Source organism: Mucilaginibacter flavidus, assembly GCF_024055575.1.
Classification (GTDB): domain Bacteria; phylum Bacteroidota; class Bacteroidia; order Sphingobacteriales; family Sphingobacteriaceae; genus Mucilaginibacter; species Mucilaginibacter flavidus.
The window spans coordinates 38,807-57,617 of record NZ_JAMXOE010000006.1; the positions used below are offsets into that span (position 1 = coordinate 38,807).

Consider the following 18,811-nt stretch of genomic DNA (forward strand, 5'->3'; position numbering starts at 1 on the left):
AAAGATATGTCATTAAAGAAAATACACACCCGCACCATAGTACTTATTGCGTTAATGCTGATAGTATCGTTAGGCAGGTTAGTTAGTTATAACTTTCCTTATACCTTAAGTAATTTTACCCCGATTGGCGCAATAGCTTTGTTTGGCGGTGCTTACTTTACTGATAAGTGGAAAGCATATCTTACTGTTTTTTGCACTTTATTTTTGAGCGATATCCTGATTAACTATTTATATACATCTAAACTAATACTTTGGTATTCGGGTGCGGTATGGGTTTATCTGCCATTTTTGCTGATGGTGTTTATAGGGACTTTTATTAAGAAAGTCTCGGTTGGAAACGTTGCTTTTGCAGCATTGATTGCTGTTCTATTCCATTGGTTATTTACAGATTTACCTTTTTTCTACGGCGCACAATATCCGCATACCCTTGGCGGCTATGCTTTATCGCTGGTAGCTGCGATACCTTTCGAGCGGAATATGCTTTTGGGTGACCTGGTATTTGGCGCTATACTATTTGGCGGCTTTGAGCTGGCGAAAAGCAAATACACCGTTTTACGCACTAAAAACGAACTCGCTGTTTGATATAACATAGTATTAAAAATAAAAGCGGTTCACTAAAAAGGGTCGCTTTTTTTTGTGGGATGATTTTTCTGGTAGAAACACAATACTTTGTATCCCTATTCTGGTTGGTTCAAAAAATAATAAATCCAGAGATGCATTGCTTCTCTAAAAAGAAACATCATGAAAAAAATTGTTGTATTAACCGGCGCCGGCATAAGCGCCGAAAGTGGTTTAAAAACATTCAGAGACAGCGATGGCCTTTGGGAGGGTTATAATATACAAGACGTGGCAACCCCCGAAGCATGGCGCCGCAATCCAGACCTGGTGCAGGACTTTTATAACCAACGCCGCAAATCGGTATTGGAGGCAAATCCTAATGCTGCACATTATGCGCTGGCCAGGCTCGAGGAAAAATACCATGTAACTATCATCACCCAAAATATCGACGACTTGCACGAGCGCGGAGGCTCAAGCAATGTGGTGCACCTGCATGGCATTATCACGCGGTCGCAATCGAGTCGGAACTCCAATCTAACTTATCCGATAAACGGCTGGGAAATTAAAATGGGGGAGAAGTGCGAGATGGGTTCGCAGTTGCGTGCCCATGTGGTTTGGTTCGGCGAGGCTGTGCCCATGATTGAAAAAGCCGCAAGAATTTGTACAGAAGCCGATATCTTTATCCTTGTCGGCTCGTCACTGGCGGTGTACCCGGCCGCCGGGTTGGTTGATTATGTTCCAAATGGAGCTCCGAAATATATCATAGATCCCAAGATTCCTTATCTGGGTGATGATAGTTCCTTTATAAAGATTGAAGAGAAGGCGACAATGGGTGTTAGTAGGATCGTAGAAAAATTATTGCGCTAAAATGGTCGATTCATTAATAAACCAGCCCGTAATATGCTGTAATCATTAATATTTCCTAATAAAACAGCCCTGTATTAACAATATTTAATAAAAAATCGAATTTTACGCCTGGGATTTGAAAGAATTTAGATATAAACCTATATACTATACCTTTTATGTGGAATTTATTTACAATAAATGGTAATTTTTAGTAAAAAAATGGTAAAATATTGATAAATTATGTCTTTAAATTAGCTTATATGGTCATTTAGTTAAGAAAAATTGAATTTACTAGCTAACGGTGGCGCGCCATTTCAGTTTTTTTTATCAGAAACAAAATTTTCGCATATTTCTATTCAATATTTTCATTAACAGTCCTTTTTTTTTAAATTAACTATATGGTTAGTTATATTAATATATTATTATTGTAACAATAAATTTACATAAATAATATATTTATTGCAATAATTCTTTTGAAATCACGGATTTAATACGATTTCGTTAAAAATTCATTAGCTATTTGTAATGCAAATGTTACAACATAGATTGTGGATTAATTAACTATTAACTATTAACTAACTAATCATTTCAGAATGAAGAAAAATCTACTCCTCAGTATTTTCTTTCTTTTGCTTTTTGCGGCCGGCAATTATGCCCAGGCGCAAACCCGTACCGTTAGCGGAACGGTTATTGCAAAAGATGATGGCTTACCCATGCCCGGGGTAAGTGTTGTTGCTAAAGGTTCCAAAATCGGAACACAGACCTCTGTACAAGGAAAATTCTCGTTAAGTGTGCCGTCTTCGGCTACTACGTTAACATTTACTTTTATCGGGTACCAAAAAACAGATGTACCAATACCCACAAGCGGAGTTGTGAATGTAACATTGAACCCCGACTCAAGGCAATTAAACGAAGTTGTTGTTACCGGTTCGGGTATCGCAACAAGTAAGGCCCGGTTAGGTATAGCCGTTGAGTCGGTTTCGGGTAAAGCATTAACTTCTTCGCCGCAAGCGTCAATTGACCAGGGTTTGATTGGCCAGGTTGCCGGTGCCCAAATTTCGTCGGTTGATGGTACTCCGGGAGCACGGACTAACATTATTCTGCGTGGTATCAATACTGTACAGGGTAGTACATCGCCTATGATCCTGGTTGACGGTATCGAATCGCGCACGACTGACATTAGCCAGATCGATCCGGCGATAGTTGACCACATCGAAATTGTTCAGGGTGCTGCTGCCTCTACAATTTATGGCGCGCAAGGCGCAAATGGTGTTGTCCAGATATTTACAAAAAAAGGTAAATCTGGTAAAAACCATATTGACGTTTCGTCGAGCTATAGCGGCAGCAACTATATTAACCAGGGAGATGTTCACCAGGCTAAATTGAGCAGTTTTAAGGTAGATGCCAATGGTATTTTTATTGATGCCAGCGGAAACCCTATTGTTAGAAACCAGGACGGCAGGTACCTTGGCATTCAATGGGCCCACGGCGCCGATCCATCAATTGGTGCACCAACCGCTATGTCGAACCCGCTGAATATTGCGCACCAGCAGTATGGAACAAACCTAAAGTACTACGATCACCTTGCGCAATTGTTCAAAACCGCATACACATCTAATAATAGCGTTGCTTTTTCAGGCGCTACCGACAAATCTGATTATGCCTTAACGCTGTCAAACAACCACCAGCAAAGTAACATCAAGAATAATGGCTACAACGACAGGACGAACTTAACGGCAAATATTGGCGCCGAACTGTTTAAAGGGTTTACAATCCGTTCTGTAACCCAACTTATTTATACTAAAAACACATTGAACCCCAATTATGGCATCGGCAACGCCGGTGGTATATTCGATGTGTTAAATGCATCGCCGTTTTATGATTTCAATCAAAAAAATCCGGATGGCAGCTACCCGTTATCATTAAACTCGGGCACCATCAGCGTTAACGGATCTAATCCTAATTACTACACGCAATGGGCAAACCGGGTTACTAACCGCGAAGACCTGCTGCAAAGTATACAGGCTGATTACAAGATCAATAAGTTTGTAACCTTGAATGCTAAATATGGTCTGAATTATCAGCATACTGAACAAAACACTATTTTCAAAAATCAGGCTGCAACACTTACCGCTATCGACCTTGGTTCGTACTATGGAGCTTTCGCCTCCGATCCAAATGGTGAGTTAGATAAAAGCACCAACAGCACAACTTTTCAAAACTTTAACGGATCGGCAGTTATTAAAACTGATTTTGAAAAAGACTTTCATATCAACCTGCCAATTACTACAAGTACGTTGTTAGGGTATGATTACCGGAAAAACGTAGATAAAATATTCAACAGCTACGGTTTGGAGTTGCCGGTGTATGCCATTTATAACTTTAACCAAACGGCTACCCAAGCAGTATCATTTGATTATACCACCCCTTTTATAACTTACGGTTTTATAGTAAACCAAAAAATTGATTTTGGCGACTATGGTGGCGTTGCAGGTGGTTTCAGGAGTGATTATTCATCAGCGTTTGGCGGGGGTTCAAAACCGTTTACATTCCCTAACGTGAATGGTTACATCAGGCCTTCGTCTTTTGGTTTCTGGAAAAATTCAGGTTTAGGAAATTTGTTCCCTGAATTTAAGATAAGGGGCGGTTTTGGCGAAGCTGGAACACAGCCACAGCCATTTGACCGGTATCCTACTATAAACCCCGGAAACTTGGGCTCAAGTTTAACGTTTAACCTGCCAACCTCACTTGCCAACCCCGACTTAAAGGTGGAGGTATCGAAGGAATACGAAATTGGAACCGACCTGTCTATAAAAGGTGCATCAGGTAACTGGTTCAGCGAAATTAATATCGGCGCCACCTACTGGAGCCGTAAAGCAAGTAACGTTATTTACAGCATAAATACTGCTCCTTCAACAGGTGGTTCACTTATAAAAACAAATGCTATTGGTCTTTCTTCGCATGGTTTCCAGGCATCGTTGAACCTTGGGGTATTAAGAACAAGAGATTTTAACTGGAATTTCACCACCAATTTCAGTAACCAAACTACCACCATTACCAATACAAGCGGGCCGCCAATTATCCTTACCACCGCTGCGGGCAGCACCCAGTTAGCCCTGGTAGCAGGTCAAAAAATTGGCCAGATATACGGTAATAAAGCTTTAACCAGCGTGAACGAAACAAACAGCAAAGGCGTGCCATATATACAGCCGGCTGATTATGGTAAGTACACTATTGTTGATGGCCGGGTTGTAGATATAGCTACAAAAGGCATTCAATTTGCAAATGAGGTTAGTTCTTTTGGTGATCCAAACCCAAAGTTTAACGCGTCTTTTATAAATAATTTTAATTATAAGTCGCTTTACTTTGGTTTCCAGTTTGACTGGGTTTATGGCAGCCACCTTTATAACCAAACCAGGGAATGGCAATACCGTGATGGTATCAGTGGCGATTATGATAAATCTGTTGATATCGGCGGAACTTCTGGTGCTTATACATCTTATTATAGGAGCGCTTATGCCAATATTATAGGCGGCATAAACGGTGCAAGAAACGGCACGAAGGATTATTTTTATGAAAGTTCATCATTCCTGCGGTTAAGAAATATCTCACTTGGGTATGATTTTTCCAAAGTACTGGGCAATAAAGTGTTTAAAAAGGCCGTGTTAACCTTTACAGGGCGCAACCTGTTGACCATTACCAAGTATAAAGGCTTCGACCCCGAAATAAGCTCTGGTGCATCAAACTCACCGTTTGACAGGGGAGTGGATCATGATTCAACGCCTAACAGTAAATCTTATCAAATTGGCTTAAATCTTGGATTTTAATCGACTTAAATCAGAAAAAAATGAAAAAATATAAACACATTATAACAACGGTTTTTGTTGCTGGTTTAGCAATGACAACCGCCTGCAAAAAGGAATTGGATGTAAAAAATCCCAATTCACCCACACTTGAACAGGCAAAAACAGAATCGGGACTAACATCACTTGCCGCCGGCAGTATTTATATTAATGGTTTTGTTAATGGCGATGGCTGGTTAGGCGATAGTTTTTTCTCGTTATGCTACGGATTCCATGAATTACTGGCAGACGATGTTTCTGCACAGGCGGCAAACCAGAACGTGAACCTGGTGAATGTACCGGATTATGCAATATTGGATGACGGTACAAAAGTGGTGAACACTCAGCCACAAATAGCAAATTTAAGGCTTAATAACACCCGCGACAAGCAAAGTCAAAACATGTTCTACTATGAATGGCAGAGCATGTATGGGTTAAATAACGCTTGTAATCAGATCCTGGCACTTGCCGGCACAGTTCCGCTGTCCGGGGACGCTGGCACTAAAGTCGCTACATTTAAAGCTTGGGCTTACTGGTGGAAGGGTTATGCTTATGCTCGGCTTGGTTCGGTTTATTATTCCGGTATTATTAATAATGGAATAAGTGTTACCAACCCAACATATGTTAACAGTGCAGCATTAATTGCAGAGTCGAACAAAAACCTGCAGCAGGCAGCTTCTATTTTAAGTGGTATAACCGCTAACGATACCTATATTGCATTGATGGGTAAATTAATACCGTCATTCTTCCAGGTAGGTAATGGCCAGGTACCAAGCCCGGCAATGTTTGTCCGTAGTATTAACACCCTAATGGCACGCAACCTGCTGGCAAATACGCGCACAAGCGTAATGACTGCGGCCAACTGGCAGGCTATACTAGCCCTTGCCAATACTGGTATCCAGGCATCTGACAATGTTTTTGCCGGATTTACAACAACCAACAACTTTGTGTTTTCGCCGGGTGGAGGATCAGTTGCCGCAAACACTTCCGGCGACGAAACTGCCAGCAGCTTTACCATAAGTGAGCGGCTTGTGCAGGATATTAAGCCAAACGACAAGCGCCTTGCTGAGAACTTCCAGCAGGTTACCCCATTCTTTAACCAGGTTGGCGGATTTACATTTAGTACACGTTGGAAACTATATGATGCAAAAATTGACGTGGTGCCTCATAATGGCGCCATTCAGTTAGCCGACAAAACGCCAGGCAACCAGGAAGTTTACATCGGTCCGTCATACGAAGAAAACGAGCTGATGAAAGCCGAAGCATTAATCAACACCGGCCAGATAGAATTAGGTTTGGCAAGCATTGAAAATGTTAGAGACTACCAGGGCGCCGGGTTACCAAAAGTTACAAACACTGGCCTAAATTTAGCCCAGGCGCTTGAAGAACTGCGGAAAGAACGCCGCCTGTCATTGCTATTCAGAGGCACGGCGTTTTATGATGCCAGGAGATGGGGTGTGATCTATGATATTTCTGAAGGTGGTGGCCGCACCAATGCGGTAGTACTGTCACCAAACGGCGTATTAAGCACACATGCAACAATCAACTACAATTTCCTTGATTATTGGGACGTTCCTGCGGACGAAGTGGTTTTAAACCCACCGGGGGCCGGAAGTGCGCCTGTTAAGAATCCGAAATAATACCTCGTTCTTATAATATCAGTTAATGTTTACAATGATGGTCGTACATGAAAATTGTGCGGCCATTTTTTGTTTAACGTTACGTGAGTTCGATATAAGAGCGCGATGCTTTGGTTTGCGGGCGACACCACAATAGCTGGTCGTCGCCTCACCCCGCCCTCTCCAAAGGAGAGGGTTCTGAAATGGAATTTCCGAAGAGCGAAGCTCAAGTCCTCTCCTTTGGAGAGCATTATTACATGAGGGCTTCGCCGTTTAGGTGAGGCGAAGTAAGGTTTTGTGGTGTACCAATTCTTATATCGAACTCACTTTAACGTTAAAATTTTTTAGGATATGTTTGCCATAGGCAATTGCCATAAAAGATTATTATGTTAAAGTGTATTTTCAATTGGAGCGGAGGTAAAGACAGTAGTCTGGCTTTATACCATTCCCTTCAAAACCCGGACATCGATATTAAATACCTTGTCACCACCATAAATGATGTGGCCGACAGGATATCAATGCACGGCGTGCGGGTTGAGCTTTTAATTGCGCAGGCTGAAAGCATTGGTATTCCACTATATCAAATTCGCCTGCCCGAAATGCCGGACATGGAAACCTATGATAATGCCATGCGCGGGCACCTGGATTTTTTCAAACAGCAGGGGATAACCCACTCTATTTTCGGTGATATATTTTTAGAGGATTTGAAAGACTATCGCGACGCGCGTTTGGCCGAAGTAGATATGCTTGGAATTTACCCATTGTGGAAACGCGACACTCATGAGCTGATAAACGAGTTTTTAAGCCTGGGTTTCGGCACCGTAATAGCCTGCACCCAGCAACAACTGGGCGAACTGGCAGGGCAGGAGGTAAGCCCTAATCTTATTGCCTCATTGCCTGCTGGTGTTGATGTTTGCGGCGAAAACGGTGAGTTTCATACCTTCGCATTTAAAGGACCGATCTTTAAAAACGAAATAAAATATAAGTTGGGGGAGAAGGTGTTTAAAGAATTTAAATCACCTAAAACAGATGACGACGGCGTGCATTCACAAGCTGAAAACAAGCTCACCGGATTTTGGTATCAAGACCTAATTTTGGCTTGACTTCCTATTTATTTGGCACTTTTAGGGCACAGAATTAAATTTGGTAAGGATTTTAAATTGCACATAATAATTTAATAATCAATTGTTTAAATCTGTATTCCCAAATGATTTATTAGAACTTAAGTTGTTAATTGAAGTCAAAAACTGACATTTTTGCCAAATAAAATTTTGTAGTCTTTTATTATATGGGCTAATTTATTATTTATCAATTAGTTACAGTAGGTTAAATAAATTAATAGTTATAGCGACTGTAGGTTTCCTTAAAGTCTGACCGCATGGCGGTAAACCGGGTGGCAACGGTTTTTAAAAACTCTTCATCCAATAGTTCGAATACACTGTTTACACCGTCAAGTAAATCGGCTTCGGCAATTTTGTAGGTTTGTTCGTAGCTCCCCTGCTCTATCTTAACTATAAACTTACGGTTCATATTGAGGATAGATATTTTGAATTCGGGATGGGGGAGTTCGGCGATGATTCTCATGGCATAAATTTAGTAACGGATTGCTATTTTGCTAAATAAAACATTAAATATGAGATTGGGCTTATTAACTTTAGCCGGGGCTTGTCTATTTTTGTATTATGGCAGAAGATTTAAACATCACCACATCAACTAATAAAGCGGAGCAATACCGATCGTTACTCCCGCAGATTGAAGCCTTGTTAACCGGTGAACCGGACTTAATTGCCAACCTCGCCAATGTATGTGCCGCGCTAAAGGAGCAGTTTAAATGGTTTTGGGTTGGATTTTACCTTGTTAAAGGTAATGAACTGGTACTTGGGCCATTCCAGGGGCCGGTTGCCTGCACACGTATTGGTTTAGGCAGGGGAGTTTGCGGGGCCGCGTGGCAACAGGAAAAAACCTTGATAGTTCCGGACGTGGATGCATTTCCCTGTCATATTGCCTGCAGTTCGCTTTCAAAATCGGAGATAGTGTTGCCTTTTTTTAACGATGGCAAAGTTGTTGGAGTACTGGATGTGGACAGTAGCGAATTAGACGAGTTTGATGATACCGACGCTGTATATCTTCAGCAGATCATAGAGTTGGTAAACTTTAAATGAGCAAAATATTTGTAATACCCGGGCTTGGCGCTGATAGCAGGGCCTACAACAAAATTGATTTAAGCGGCCATGATGTTGTTAAGGTTGATTGGGTTGAACCCGATAAAACAGATACTTTAAAAACTTATGCCCAAAGGCTTATCTTACAATACAATATAACGCCATTATCGGTGGTTATCGGCAATTCGTTAGGCGGAATGCTGGCCATTGAAATTTCGAAAATCCTGCCGCTAAAAAAAACAGTCCTTATATCCAGCGTTAAAACAATTGACGAAGCACCTGCGTATTTCTCGCTGTTTCGCATATTGCCTGTTTACAAATTAATCCCCGGAAAACTGGTAACGTCATTGGGTTTTATGATAAGGTTTGTATTTGGCAAAATGAATGAAGCCGATGAATGGCTGTTTAATGATATGTTAAAAAACTCATCGCCAGGATTTGTAAAATGGGCTATGGGAGCAACGGTGACCTGGAATAATAAAATCATCCCGCAAAATGTATGCACCATTACCGGTAATAAGGATCATGTTTTTGATTACCGGCGAATAAGGGACGCGATTATAGTAAAGGGCGGTACCCATATTATGATATTTAACCGGGCGGATGAGATCAGTAAAATACTAAAAGATATCCTCGCAGAATGAAGTTACCCGCAACCTATTACCATAACCCGGATGTGGTTGCTTTAAGTCGCGACCTGATTGGTAAGTATTTATTTACCTGTATCGACGGTGTATTTACCGGCGGTTATATTGTTGAAACAGAAGCCTATAACGGCGTTATTGACAGAGCTTCACACGCTTATGGCAACCGGCTTACCCCCAGAACAAAAACAATGTACAAGGCCGGTGGAATTGCTTACGTTTATCTTTGTTACGGTATTCACGAGATGTTTAATATCGTTACCAATGTTGAAGGCAACCCAAACGCAGTTCTAATCCGCGCCATACAGCCGACTGAGGGTTTGGAAGTAATGCAGGTAAGGCGCAACATGCCGGTTAACAAACCAACTATTAATATGGGGCCGGGCTCGGTTGCAAAAGCACTGGGAATCTCGCGCGCTATTAATGCCTTTAGTCTTCAGAGTGATACCATTTGGATCGAGGACAGGGGATTAACTTTCCCGGATCAAAGCGTTGCCGCCGTTCCGCGCGTAGGCGTTGACTACGCCGGTGAAGATGCATTGCTGCCTTATCGTTTTTATGTAAAAGGGAATATTTACGTGAGCAAACCCAACAAATAAATCATCTCTGTTTGGTTTTTTGTAATATTGAACCATGAATTTCCAAAACACTTTGGAGTATGCCATCAAATTGGATGAGCAGGATCCGCTAAAAGATTTCCAGGGTAAATTTTTTGCGCCGAAACACAATGGGAAGGACGCGATTTATTTTTGCGGTAACTCCTTAGGATTGCAGCCTGTAACTGCCCGGCAGTATATTAACGACCAAATGAGTAACTGGCAAGACCTGGCTATTGATGGTTTTTTCGCGGGAGATGATCCCTGGCTTGGTTATCATAAACAACTCACCGGCACACTTGCAGGTATTGTGGGCGCAAAAAGCGAAGAAATAACCATTATGAATTCGCTTACAGTAAATCTTCACTTGCTTTTGGTAAGTTTCTATAAACCAACGAAAAAGCGTTTTAAAATATTGATGGAAGGCGGCGCCTTTCCATCTGACCAATATGCTTTAGCCAGCCAGGTCAGATTTCATGGCTACGACCCAAAACAGGCGATTATTGAACAATTTCCGCGGACTGGTGAGCACACCTTACGGACTGAAGATATCCTTAAAACGATCGCCGACAATACAGACGAACTTGCACTGGTGTTATTTGGCGGCATAAACTATTATACCGGCCAGTGTTTTGATATGCCCGCAATAACCAGGGCTACCCATGATATCGGCGCCATTGCTGGTTTTGATTTGGCACATGCCGCGGGCAACGTGGTTTTGAAGTTACATGACTGGGATGTGGATTTTGCCTGCTGGTGCTCGTACAAATATATGAACTCGGGGCCTGGCGGGATAAGTGGAGCATTCGTGAATGAAAAGCACTTTAGCGATAATTCATTGAACCGTTTTGCCGGTTGGTGGGGCCACCGCGAGGATCGTCGGTTTTTAATGCCGCCTGTATTTGAAGCCGACGGCGGCGCCGCAGGATGGCAAGTAAGCACTAGTCCAATAATGCTCCTGACGCTACATAAAGCCGCCCTGGACATTTTTGAACAAGCAGGTAACATCGAGCCTCTCCGGAAAAAAAGCGAGCTCCTGACGGCTTATTTGGAGTTTATTATAAACGAAGTTAACAAGGCTAACGGCGACGAACTTTTTAAGATCATCACCCCCCAAAATAAACAGGACCGCGGTTGCCAGCTTTCTATTATTTGCAAGCAAAACGCAAAAGCCACTTTCAATTACCTTACCGATAACGGCGTAATAGGCGACTGGCGCGAACCAAACGTTATCCGCATAAGCCCTGTACCATTGTATAATAGTTTTAGACAGGTATTTGAATTTGGGCAGATATTGAGTGAGGGAGTGAAGTTGTAAATGGAATAAACAACTTTGATTTATTAAAGGGTATGTGACTTTTTAACCTGTCGTTTATCATGGAGCGGCAAATTTCGGAAATAAAAATGAGGAAATACTGACACGGTTTTGTCAGTAATTTTTGCGTTTTTGACGATGTATTAAGACTAAAAACAACTTCTCTGGCCCATGAATGAACTTTTTGACGAAGGGTATCGACGTTTTACCGTTCCACCCTGTTCTATATGTTTCACTGTGAACAGCAACGTTTTTTGGGTTATTATCACAACCGATTGTGTAACATTATCCGCAAACCAGCAGATAGTGTTACTACTGAAGTCTCCTGCGTTCAGTTAAGGCTTAAATAAAACAGAGTTGAATGACCAATGACAGTGCAGCGAATTACTTATGACCAATTTAAAAATAGCTTACGATCCGATTTATGCACATCCTTTACCAGAAGGCCATCGTTTCCCCATGCTGAAATATGAGCTGATACCGGGACAGTTGTTACATGAAGGACTTATTGATGCTGATAATTTATTTTCGCCGGGCTTGCTTGATGAGCAAATTATTCTGTGGACACACAATGAAACCTACTGGGAACAGCTGCGCGATTTAACCCTTCCGCCGCGCGAACAAAGGCGCACGGGCTTTCCATTGTCGGCCAGGCTTGTCGAGCGCGAAATACGGATAGCAAAGGGCACAATTGATGGCTGCCATTACGCAAAAGAATTTGGAGTTGCCTTTAACGTTGCCGGCGGCACCCACCATGCGGGTACAAACTGGGGAGAAGGCTTTTGCCTGTTAAACGACCAGGCGATTGCTGCTAAATATCTATTAAATAACAATTTGGCCTCCTCTATCTTAATAATAGATTTAGATGTGCACCAGGGAAATGGCACTGCCCAGATATTCGCCGGGAATCCAAAAGTGTTTACATTTTCGATGCATGGCGCCAACAACTTCCCATTCCGGAAAGAGCAATCTGATTTGGACATTGCGCTGCCGGATGGTGTGGCAGATGAAGAATATTTACATTTACTAAAACAAACGCTGCCCGGTTTGATAAATCGGCAAAAGCCGGATTTTATATTTTACCTTGCCGGCGTGGATGTTTTGTCGTCCGACAAATTAGGCAAGATGGCATTGACAATTGAGGGCTGTAAAGAACGGGACCGGTTTGTTTTTGAGCAATGTATAACCAATAAAATACCGATACAGGTTAGCATGGGTGGCGGATATTCGCCGGACATCAGGGATATTGTAAACGCGCATTGCAATACTTACAGGCTGGCGGCAGAAATGTATTTTTGACAACACAACTAACACATTTATAATAGAATGCGGAAATTTATTAAACTGATTATTGCTACGATTTTAACGCTGACTCACGTGAGTGGAATTGCCCAGCCTGGAGTTCATGACCTAAAGTTTGATTCTCTTGCAGCCCGGTGGGACGAAGGTATTCCCCTGGGTAACGGAACATTGGGGGCGCTCATCTGGCAAAAACAAAACCACTTGCGCTTCTCGCTGGATAGGGCTGATCTCTGGGACGAACGCCCAATGAAAGGTCTGCACCGGAAAGAATTCAGTTACCAATGGGTGCACGAACAGGTTGTGCAAAAAACCAACTATGAGCAGGTACAAAAATATTTCGACGAGCCTTACGACAATGAACCTGCACCATCAAAAATACCGGGCGCAGGGCTCGAGTTTGATACCAAAGCATGGGGGAAAGTTAAATCGGTACACCTGTCAATAAACAATGCTCTTTGTGAGGTAAAATGGATAAATGGCACTATATTAAAAACTTATGTGAAAGCTACGACCCCCGTTGGCTGGTTCAGATTTGAAAACGTGCCGTTAGATTTCGTTCCTCAAATAGTACCGCCTTTATACCAGGCCCCACCGACAAAAGGCGAGGTAAATTCGCTGGTTGGGGATGATCTATCCAAATTGGGGTACAAACAGGGTACAGTAAAACGACAGGAAAACAGTATTACTTACGAGCAGCAGGGATGGGGTGGTTTTGAATATGAAGTTAACGTGCGGTGGAAAAGAACAGGTAACAGCGTGGAAGGTGTTTGGTGCATATCTTCGCAAAAAGCCGATAAAAAAGTAAATCCACTAGCATCGGTACTGACCGAACAAGCTTTACAACATACCTTTAAAGATGATTTTTCCAGCCATCAGTCATGGTGGAGAAAGTTTTGGAGCAAATCGGCCATCCATGTTCCGGACAGTATTCTCGAAAAACAATGGTACCTGGAGCAGTATAAATTTGGTTCGGCGGCCCGGGCTGACGCCCCGCCAATTTCATTACAGGCCGTATGGACGGCCGACAACGGCCGTATACCACCCTGGAAAGGTGATTACCACCACGATTTAAATACTCAGCTTAGCTATTGGCCATCATACAGCAGCAATCATTTGGAAGAGGGTATGGGCTACCTCAATCACCTGGATGCCAATAAAGCCAATTATAAGCGGTATACCAAAATGTATTTTAATGAACCGGGTCTTGCTGTACCTGGTGTAACAACCCTGGATGGTACCGAAATGGGTGGGTGGATACAGTATTCACTGTCTCCTACGGTGTCGTCGTGGCTCGGTCAGCATTATTACCTGCAATGGCGCTATAGCATGGACAGGCAGTTTTTAAAAAACAGGGCTTATCCCTGGATTAAGGACGCGGCAACTTTTCTGGAACACCTAACAATTACCGGTAAAGATGGTAAGCGCCAATTGCCCATGAGCTCGAGCCCTGAGATTAACGACAATTCATTAAGTGCCTGGTTTCCTCAAAATACTAATTATGATTTGTCGCTGATGAAGTTTACGTTCCGCGCTGCGGCCGAGCTGGCAACAGAACTTGGACAAAATGCAGAAGCCGCCCACTGGCGTAAGATATCCGCTGAATTCGGTGATTTTGCCCTTACCGCAAATAATGAGCTGAAGTTTGCACCAACCATGGCCTATAATCAATCGCATCGGCATTTTTCTCATGCTATGTCAATTTATCCGTTAGGTCTAATAAAATGGGAGGACGGCCCGATGTCACAAAAGATAATTAAGAATACCATCCATCAATTGGATAGCATTGGCCCGGCATATTGGTGTGGCTACTCTTACGCATGGCTGGGCAGCATGAAGGCCCGTGCAAAAGATGGGGCAGGAGCCGCCAACGCATTAGGTATTTTTGCAAAAGCATTTTGTTCTGTAAATAGTTTTCACCTAAACGGCGACCAAACAAAATCAGGGCTGTCAAAATTTACCTACCGGCCGTTTACCCTAGAAGGGAACTTTGCTTTCGCTTCCGGCCTTCAGGAAATGCTATTGCAAAGTTATGCCGGGTTTATAGAAGTTTTCCCGGCAGTAACTGATAGTTGGAAAGATATTTCCTTTAAAACGTTAAGAGCCGAGGGGGCATTTTTGGTGAGCGCTAAAAAATTAGGGGGGCAGGTAGACGAAGTAAAGATAATGTCCGAAAATGGTGGTTCAACTAAATTTAAGCTACCATTTAAAACCTTTATTGTGCGATCCAAAAAGGGAGTGCGGGTAGTAAGCAATAAAGCCGGCTACCTTAAATTAGCGTTTAAAACTAAAGGCGAGATAACCATAAAAAATGGCACTAGGTCGACAACTTAATCCTGCGCAATAATTGCGATGGTTTTATCCCTGTGTTTTTTACTTATAAACTGAAAACGCAAAAATAGCAGGATGGCTGATACCATTAGTCCTAGTGTTAAACCATACCAGATGCCTTTAACACCTAGATTAAATATAATACCAAGCAGGTAACCGACCGGCAAGCCAAAAACCCAGTACGCTAAAAAGGTGATAAACGTAGGTAAATTCACATCGCCCATGCCGCGTAGTATGCCCAGGCCAACAACCTGTGTGCCGTCAAATAACTGGAATACTGCGGCTATTATAAGTAGCTGTGATGCAATAGATATAACTACTTTATCTGTAGTATACATCCATGGTAGTAGCTGATTGCCAAGTGTGAAAATGCATGCTGTCACCAGCATAAACATCAATACGATATGGTAGCTCGATATAGCCGAATGCCGGAGGTTCTGATGATCGTTTGCACCAAAGTGGTTACCTGCTTTTATTGCCGCTGCTGCCGAAAGTCCGCTGGCCATCATGTAGGTCATTGATGCAAGGTTGATGGCTACCTGGTGGGCAGCCTGCTCATGATAGCCTATTGTACCGATTAAAATGGCCGCGCCGCTAAAAGCGCTAATCTCAAAGGCATACTGTAATGCCACCGGAGCCCCGATGCGCAAAATTTGCAGGCAACGTTCCCAGCTTACCCGTGTAAAAACGAAACTTTCCAGGTATTTTTTAAAGCGGCTTGAATTAAATACATAGAATCCCATTGCAGTTGCCATAACACAGCGGTCTATCAGCGTACTATATCCAACGCCTTTTATTCCCATGGGCGACACACCAAATAATCCCTTTACAAATATTATCCCCAGGCAAATGTTCAATACGTTTCCCCATATTGATATCAGCATGGCTTGTTTAGTAAAGCCCAGCCCCTCGGCAAACTGTTTAAAGGTGTTAAAAACCAGCATAGGAATAACAGACAGCCCAAGTAATATTAAAAATGGTTTGGCTTGGAGCATAACTGCATTATTTTGATGGAGGTGCTCCAGCAAAAAAGACGAGCAGCCTGCAATGGCCGCAAAAAGTAAAACGCCGGTTATTAAATTTATAAACAGGCTGTTGGACAGTAATTTACCACATTCATCGAAATCACTTCTTCCATTTAGCTGCGCTATCAAAGGCGTTGAGCCATAGGAGATACCGATACCAATTACCATTACAATAATAAAAATGCTATTTGCTAAGGACACAGCTGCCAGGCTTATGGTACCTGCAAAATGGCCAACAATTACACTATCAGAAAACTGTACCAACGTATGGCCCAATTGCGATATTACAACAGGAATAGCCAGCGCAAGGTTAGTTTGGTAATGTGGTCTATATTTTTTAAAAAAGGTCATGAATAAAAGTCGGCGATTTGAGGCTAAGGTAGTACATACTTATTAATCAAAAATTGCCCTGAGAAAAGAATTTCAATTATTATTCCAGTCTCAGAATTCTGACTATTGATCTCTGAATACTGATTTAAGCCGCAGTATAGAACTCTTCTTTTTCCGTGGTATTTATCCTGATGATACCGGAAAGTATTAAATCAACCAATAGCTTTTGGGCTTTACGCCTGCCAATCTTTAGCAAATCGCAACATTCTTTTATGGTGATACGGGCAGTAGTTTCAAGATATTGAAGCAGTGCTTTTTCGTTGGTGGAGTATTCGATCAGGACGCCCTCGTCGCCAGATGATCGTTTAAGCACGTCAACAACAATCTTGCTGGCCAGCACGCTTTTGTCTTTCACCCTAACGTAAACCCACCATTTACCGTCCTCAGCCAATGCGTAATGTGGTTTTATGGTACTTTCAGCAATATCAACTACCAGCACCAGCTTATCATCAACATAAACTTCTTCAAACATAGGCTCAAGTGCTGGCCTGGCGAACAGATGCGCTGCTCTGGTAATCATGTACCGCTCTTCGTCTTCTGATTTTACACCTTTTATGGTGCCGTCATCAGCCACGCCAATCAGTAGCTTGCCGCCCTTGTTATTGGCGTAGCTAACCATGGTGCGTGCGATTTTCTCGCAACTGGTAATGGTTTTTTTAAAGTCGAGTTTAACACCTTCGCCCTCAAAAATCAACCGCTTCACATTCATAATTCTTCCTTCTCTGTTTTAAGCGCTTTATAAGGTGCATGTATTTCCATCCAATTTTGGGGCTTACTCAGTTCGCTAAAACCAAACTGTTTGTAAAGCCCGTGTGCATCTGCAGTGGCAAGCGACCACCGCCTTAAGCCCTGTAAACCGGGATGTTTAACAATTGTTTGTACCAGCCATTTCGATAAGCCGATACGGCGATATCCGGAAAGGATAAAAACATCGCAAATGTAGGCAAATGTGGCATTATCAGTCACCACGCGGGCAAAACCTGCTTGTTTACCCTCATGGTAAACCCCAAAGCATAATGAGCCCTTAATTGCCTTTTTCAGCGTTTCTGCCGGGATGCCCTGGGCCCAATACGATTCCTGGTCTAAATAATTATAAATTAATTCAAAGTCGAGCAGGCCTTTATCGGTTGAAATTTTATAATTTTTTTTAAGAAAAGCTTCGTCGTTTATTACGGTATACATTGTTTATCTGTAGATTAAATACAAAACGAGTAGGAGAGTATCAACAAAAGTGATATATGCCCAAGTAGTTAAATATCAGAAATTTCTGCTGAAAAAGCCATTTAAAATTGTTGGAGGGAGGTAATTTTTTGATTTTATTGCATAAACAGCAAAGGCTTTAGAGCTTACCAGAGCCTTTGTTGTATTTCAAAAATAGTTAAAACGGGCTCTTTACCAAGCCGCCATCAGCTCTAATTGCGGCACCGTTGGTGCCAATTGATAAATCGCTGGCTATATAAACAACGGTACTGGCTATTTCGTCCGGCGTTAAAAACCGCTGAAGGATTGATGTTGGGCGGGCTGTTTTAAAAAACTCTTTTTCCATTTCTTCAACCGTGATATTTTGTTGCTTCGCCATGTCTTTAACAAATGTGCCTGCGCCTTCAGAAAATGTTGGGCCAGGCAATACGGCGTTTACCGTTACATTGGTGCCTTTGGTTAGTTCAGCAAGGCCGCGGGCAACGGCAATCTGGGCAGTTTTCGTCATCCCGTAATGAATCATTTCTTCAGGAATTTGAATAGCCGACTCACTTGAAATAAATATGATACGTCCCCAATTTTTAGCCAGCATTTTATTAAAATATGCCCTCGACAAACGCACGCCGCTTAATACGTTTACCTCGTAAAATTTGATCCAGTCCTCGTCCGGTATATCACTAAATTGCTTTGGTTCAAAAATTCCTACATTATTTATCAGTATGTCAACCTCAGGCAATTGATCAATTAATTTATTAACCTGGTATACGTCGGCAAAATCTGCCACCAAGCCTTTAATCGCCGCATTTCCCGTTTCCCGCTTTAAGTTTTCCACGGCGAGGTTAACGCGCTCCGCCGTGCGTCCATTTACAAAAACATTTACACCTTCATTAGCTAACGCTTTTGCAATTGCATAACCGATACCCGCAGTTGAGCCGGTTACCAGCGCTGTTTTATTTTTTATTTTTAAATCCATAGTTAATTCTG

16 protein-coding genes are annotated in these 18,811 nt (G+C 42.4%); 11 read left to right on the forward strand and 5 right to left on the reverse strand.

Annotated features, from left to right (window positions below; all coding sequences use genetic code 11):
- The first annotated feature begins 6 nt into the window (after window positions 1–6).
- From NAF19_RS11630 to NAF19_RS11650, 5 genes are all read left to right on the forward strand, one after another.
- Window positions 7–582 carry a DUF6580 family putative transport protein gene (locus NAF19_RS11630; RefSeq protein ID WP_252790221.1) on the forward strand — a complete coding sequence of 192 codons (576 nt, stop codon included), beginning with the start codon at window positions 7–9 and terminating at the stop codon, window positions 580–582.
- Window positions 583–741: 159 nt separating this feature from the next.
- A complete protein-coding gene (locus NAF19_RS11635) occupies window positions 742–1,425 on the forward strand; it encodes an SIR2 family NAD-dependent protein deacylase (RefSeq protein WP_252790222.1) in 684 nt (227 codons plus the stop codon).
- Window positions 1,426–1,997: 572 nt separating this feature from the next.
- Window positions 1,998–5,231: a SusC/RagA family TonB-linked outer membrane protein gene (locus NAF19_RS11640; RefSeq protein WP_252790223.1), complete on the forward strand. Its 3,234-nt coding sequence runs from the start codon at window positions 1,998–2,000 to the stop codon at window positions 5,229–5,231.
- A 20-nt stretch (window positions 5,232–5,251) separates the two neighbouring features.
- Complete coding sequence (locus tag NAF19_RS11645) at window positions 5,252–6,886, forward strand: RagB/SusD family nutrient uptake outer membrane protein (RefSeq protein ID WP_252790224.1); 1,635 nt, start codon at window positions 5,252–5,254, stop codon at window positions 6,884–6,886.
- Between the two features lie 365 nt (window positions 6,887–7,251).
- Window positions 7,252–7,968, forward strand: coding sequence for a Dph6-related ATP pyrophosphatase (locus NAF19_RS11650; protein WP_252790225.1), 717 nt, complete (start codon window positions 7,252–7,254; stop codon window positions 7,966–7,968).
- A 232-nt stretch (window positions 7,969–8,200) separates the two neighbouring features.
- On the opposite strand, the gene NAF19_RS11655 is transcribed toward NAF19_RS11650, so the two are convergent.
- Window positions 8,201–8,449, reverse strand: a complete 249-nt coding sequence (locus NAF19_RS11655) for a hypothetical protein (RefSeq protein ID WP_252790226.1) — start codon at window positions 8,447–8,449, stop codon at window positions 8,201–8,203.
- A 98-nt stretch (window positions 8,450–8,547) separates the two neighbouring features.
- On the opposite strand from NAF19_RS11655, the gene msrC reads away from it, so the two are divergent.
- The 6 genes from msrC to NAF19_RS11685 all read left to right on the forward strand — a co-directional run bounded on the left by msrC (window position 8,548) and on the right by NAF19_RS11685 (window position 15,215).
- The gene (gene msrC, locus NAF19_RS11660; RefSeq protein ID WP_252790227.1) at window positions 8,548–9,027 is read left to right on the forward strand and encodes a free L-methionine (R)-S-oxide reductase MsrC; all 480 of its coding nucleotides are present in this window, start codon (window positions 8,548–8,550) and stop codon (window positions 9,025–9,027) included.
- On the forward strand, window positions 9,024–9,671 hold the full coding sequence (locus NAF19_RS11665; protein WP_252790228.1) for an alpha/beta hydrolase: 648 nt from the start codon (window positions 9,024–9,026) through the stop codon (window positions 9,669–9,671). The genes msrC and NAF19_RS11665 overlap by 4 nt, the downstream gene beginning before the upstream one ends.
- Window positions 9,668–10,270: a DNA-3-methyladenine glycosylase gene (locus tag NAF19_RS11670; protein WP_252790229.1), complete on the forward strand. Its 603-nt coding sequence runs from the start codon at window positions 9,668–9,670 to the stop codon at window positions 10,268–10,270. Before NAF19_RS11665 ends, NAF19_RS11670 begins: the two co-directional genes overlap by 4 nt.
- Before the next feature lie 34 nt (window positions 10,271–10,304).
- A complete protein-coding gene (kynU, locus tag NAF19_RS11675) occupies window positions 10,305–11,585 on the forward strand; it encodes a kynureninase (protein WP_252790230.1) in 1,281 nt (426 codons plus the stop codon).
- Between the two features lie 387 nt (window positions 11,586–11,972).
- Window positions 11,973–12,881 carry a histone deacetylase family protein gene (locus tag NAF19_RS11680; RefSeq protein ID WP_252790231.1) on the forward strand — a complete coding sequence of 303 codons (909 nt, stop codon included), beginning with the start codon at window positions 11,973–11,975 and terminating at the stop codon, window positions 12,879–12,881.
- A gap of 27 nt (window positions 12,882–12,908) precedes the next feature.
- A complete protein-coding gene (locus NAF19_RS11685) occupies window positions 12,909–15,215 on the forward strand; it encodes a glycosyl hydrolase family 95 catalytic domain-containing protein (RefSeq protein ID WP_252790232.1) in 2,307 nt (768 codons plus the stop codon).
- On the opposite strand, the gene NAF19_RS11690 is transcribed toward NAF19_RS11685, so the two are convergent.
- The 4 genes from NAF19_RS11690 to NAF19_RS11705 all read right to left on the reverse strand — a co-directional run bounded on the left by NAF19_RS11690 (window position 15,212) and on the right by NAF19_RS11705 (window position 18,800).
- A complete protein-coding gene (locus NAF19_RS11690) occupies window positions 15,212–16,588 on the reverse strand; it encodes an MATE family efflux transporter (protein ID WP_252790233.1) in 1,377 nt (458 codons plus the stop codon). The two genes, NAF19_RS11685 and NAF19_RS11690, sit on opposite strands and share 4 nt — an antisense overlap.
- 124 nt (window positions 16,589–16,712) lie before the next feature.
- Entirely contained in the window at window positions 16,713–17,336 is a 624-nt protein-coding gene (locus tag NAF19_RS11695) for an RNA-binding domain-containing protein (protein WP_252790234.1), read from the reverse strand.
- Window positions 17,333–17,809, reverse strand: a complete 477-nt coding sequence (locus tag NAF19_RS11700; protein WP_252790235.1) for a GNAT family N-acetyltransferase — start codon at window positions 17,807–17,809, stop codon at window positions 17,333–17,335. The genes NAF19_RS11695 and NAF19_RS11700 overlap by 4 nt, the downstream gene beginning before the upstream one ends.
- A 196-nt stretch (window positions 17,810–18,005) precedes the next feature.
- Window positions 18,006–18,800: an SDR family NAD(P)-dependent oxidoreductase gene (locus NAF19_RS11705; RefSeq protein ID WP_252790236.1), complete on the reverse strand. Its 795-nt coding sequence runs from the start codon at window positions 18,798–18,800 to the stop codon at window positions 18,006–18,008.
- Between the last annotated feature and the right edge of the window lie 11 nt (window positions 18,801–18,811).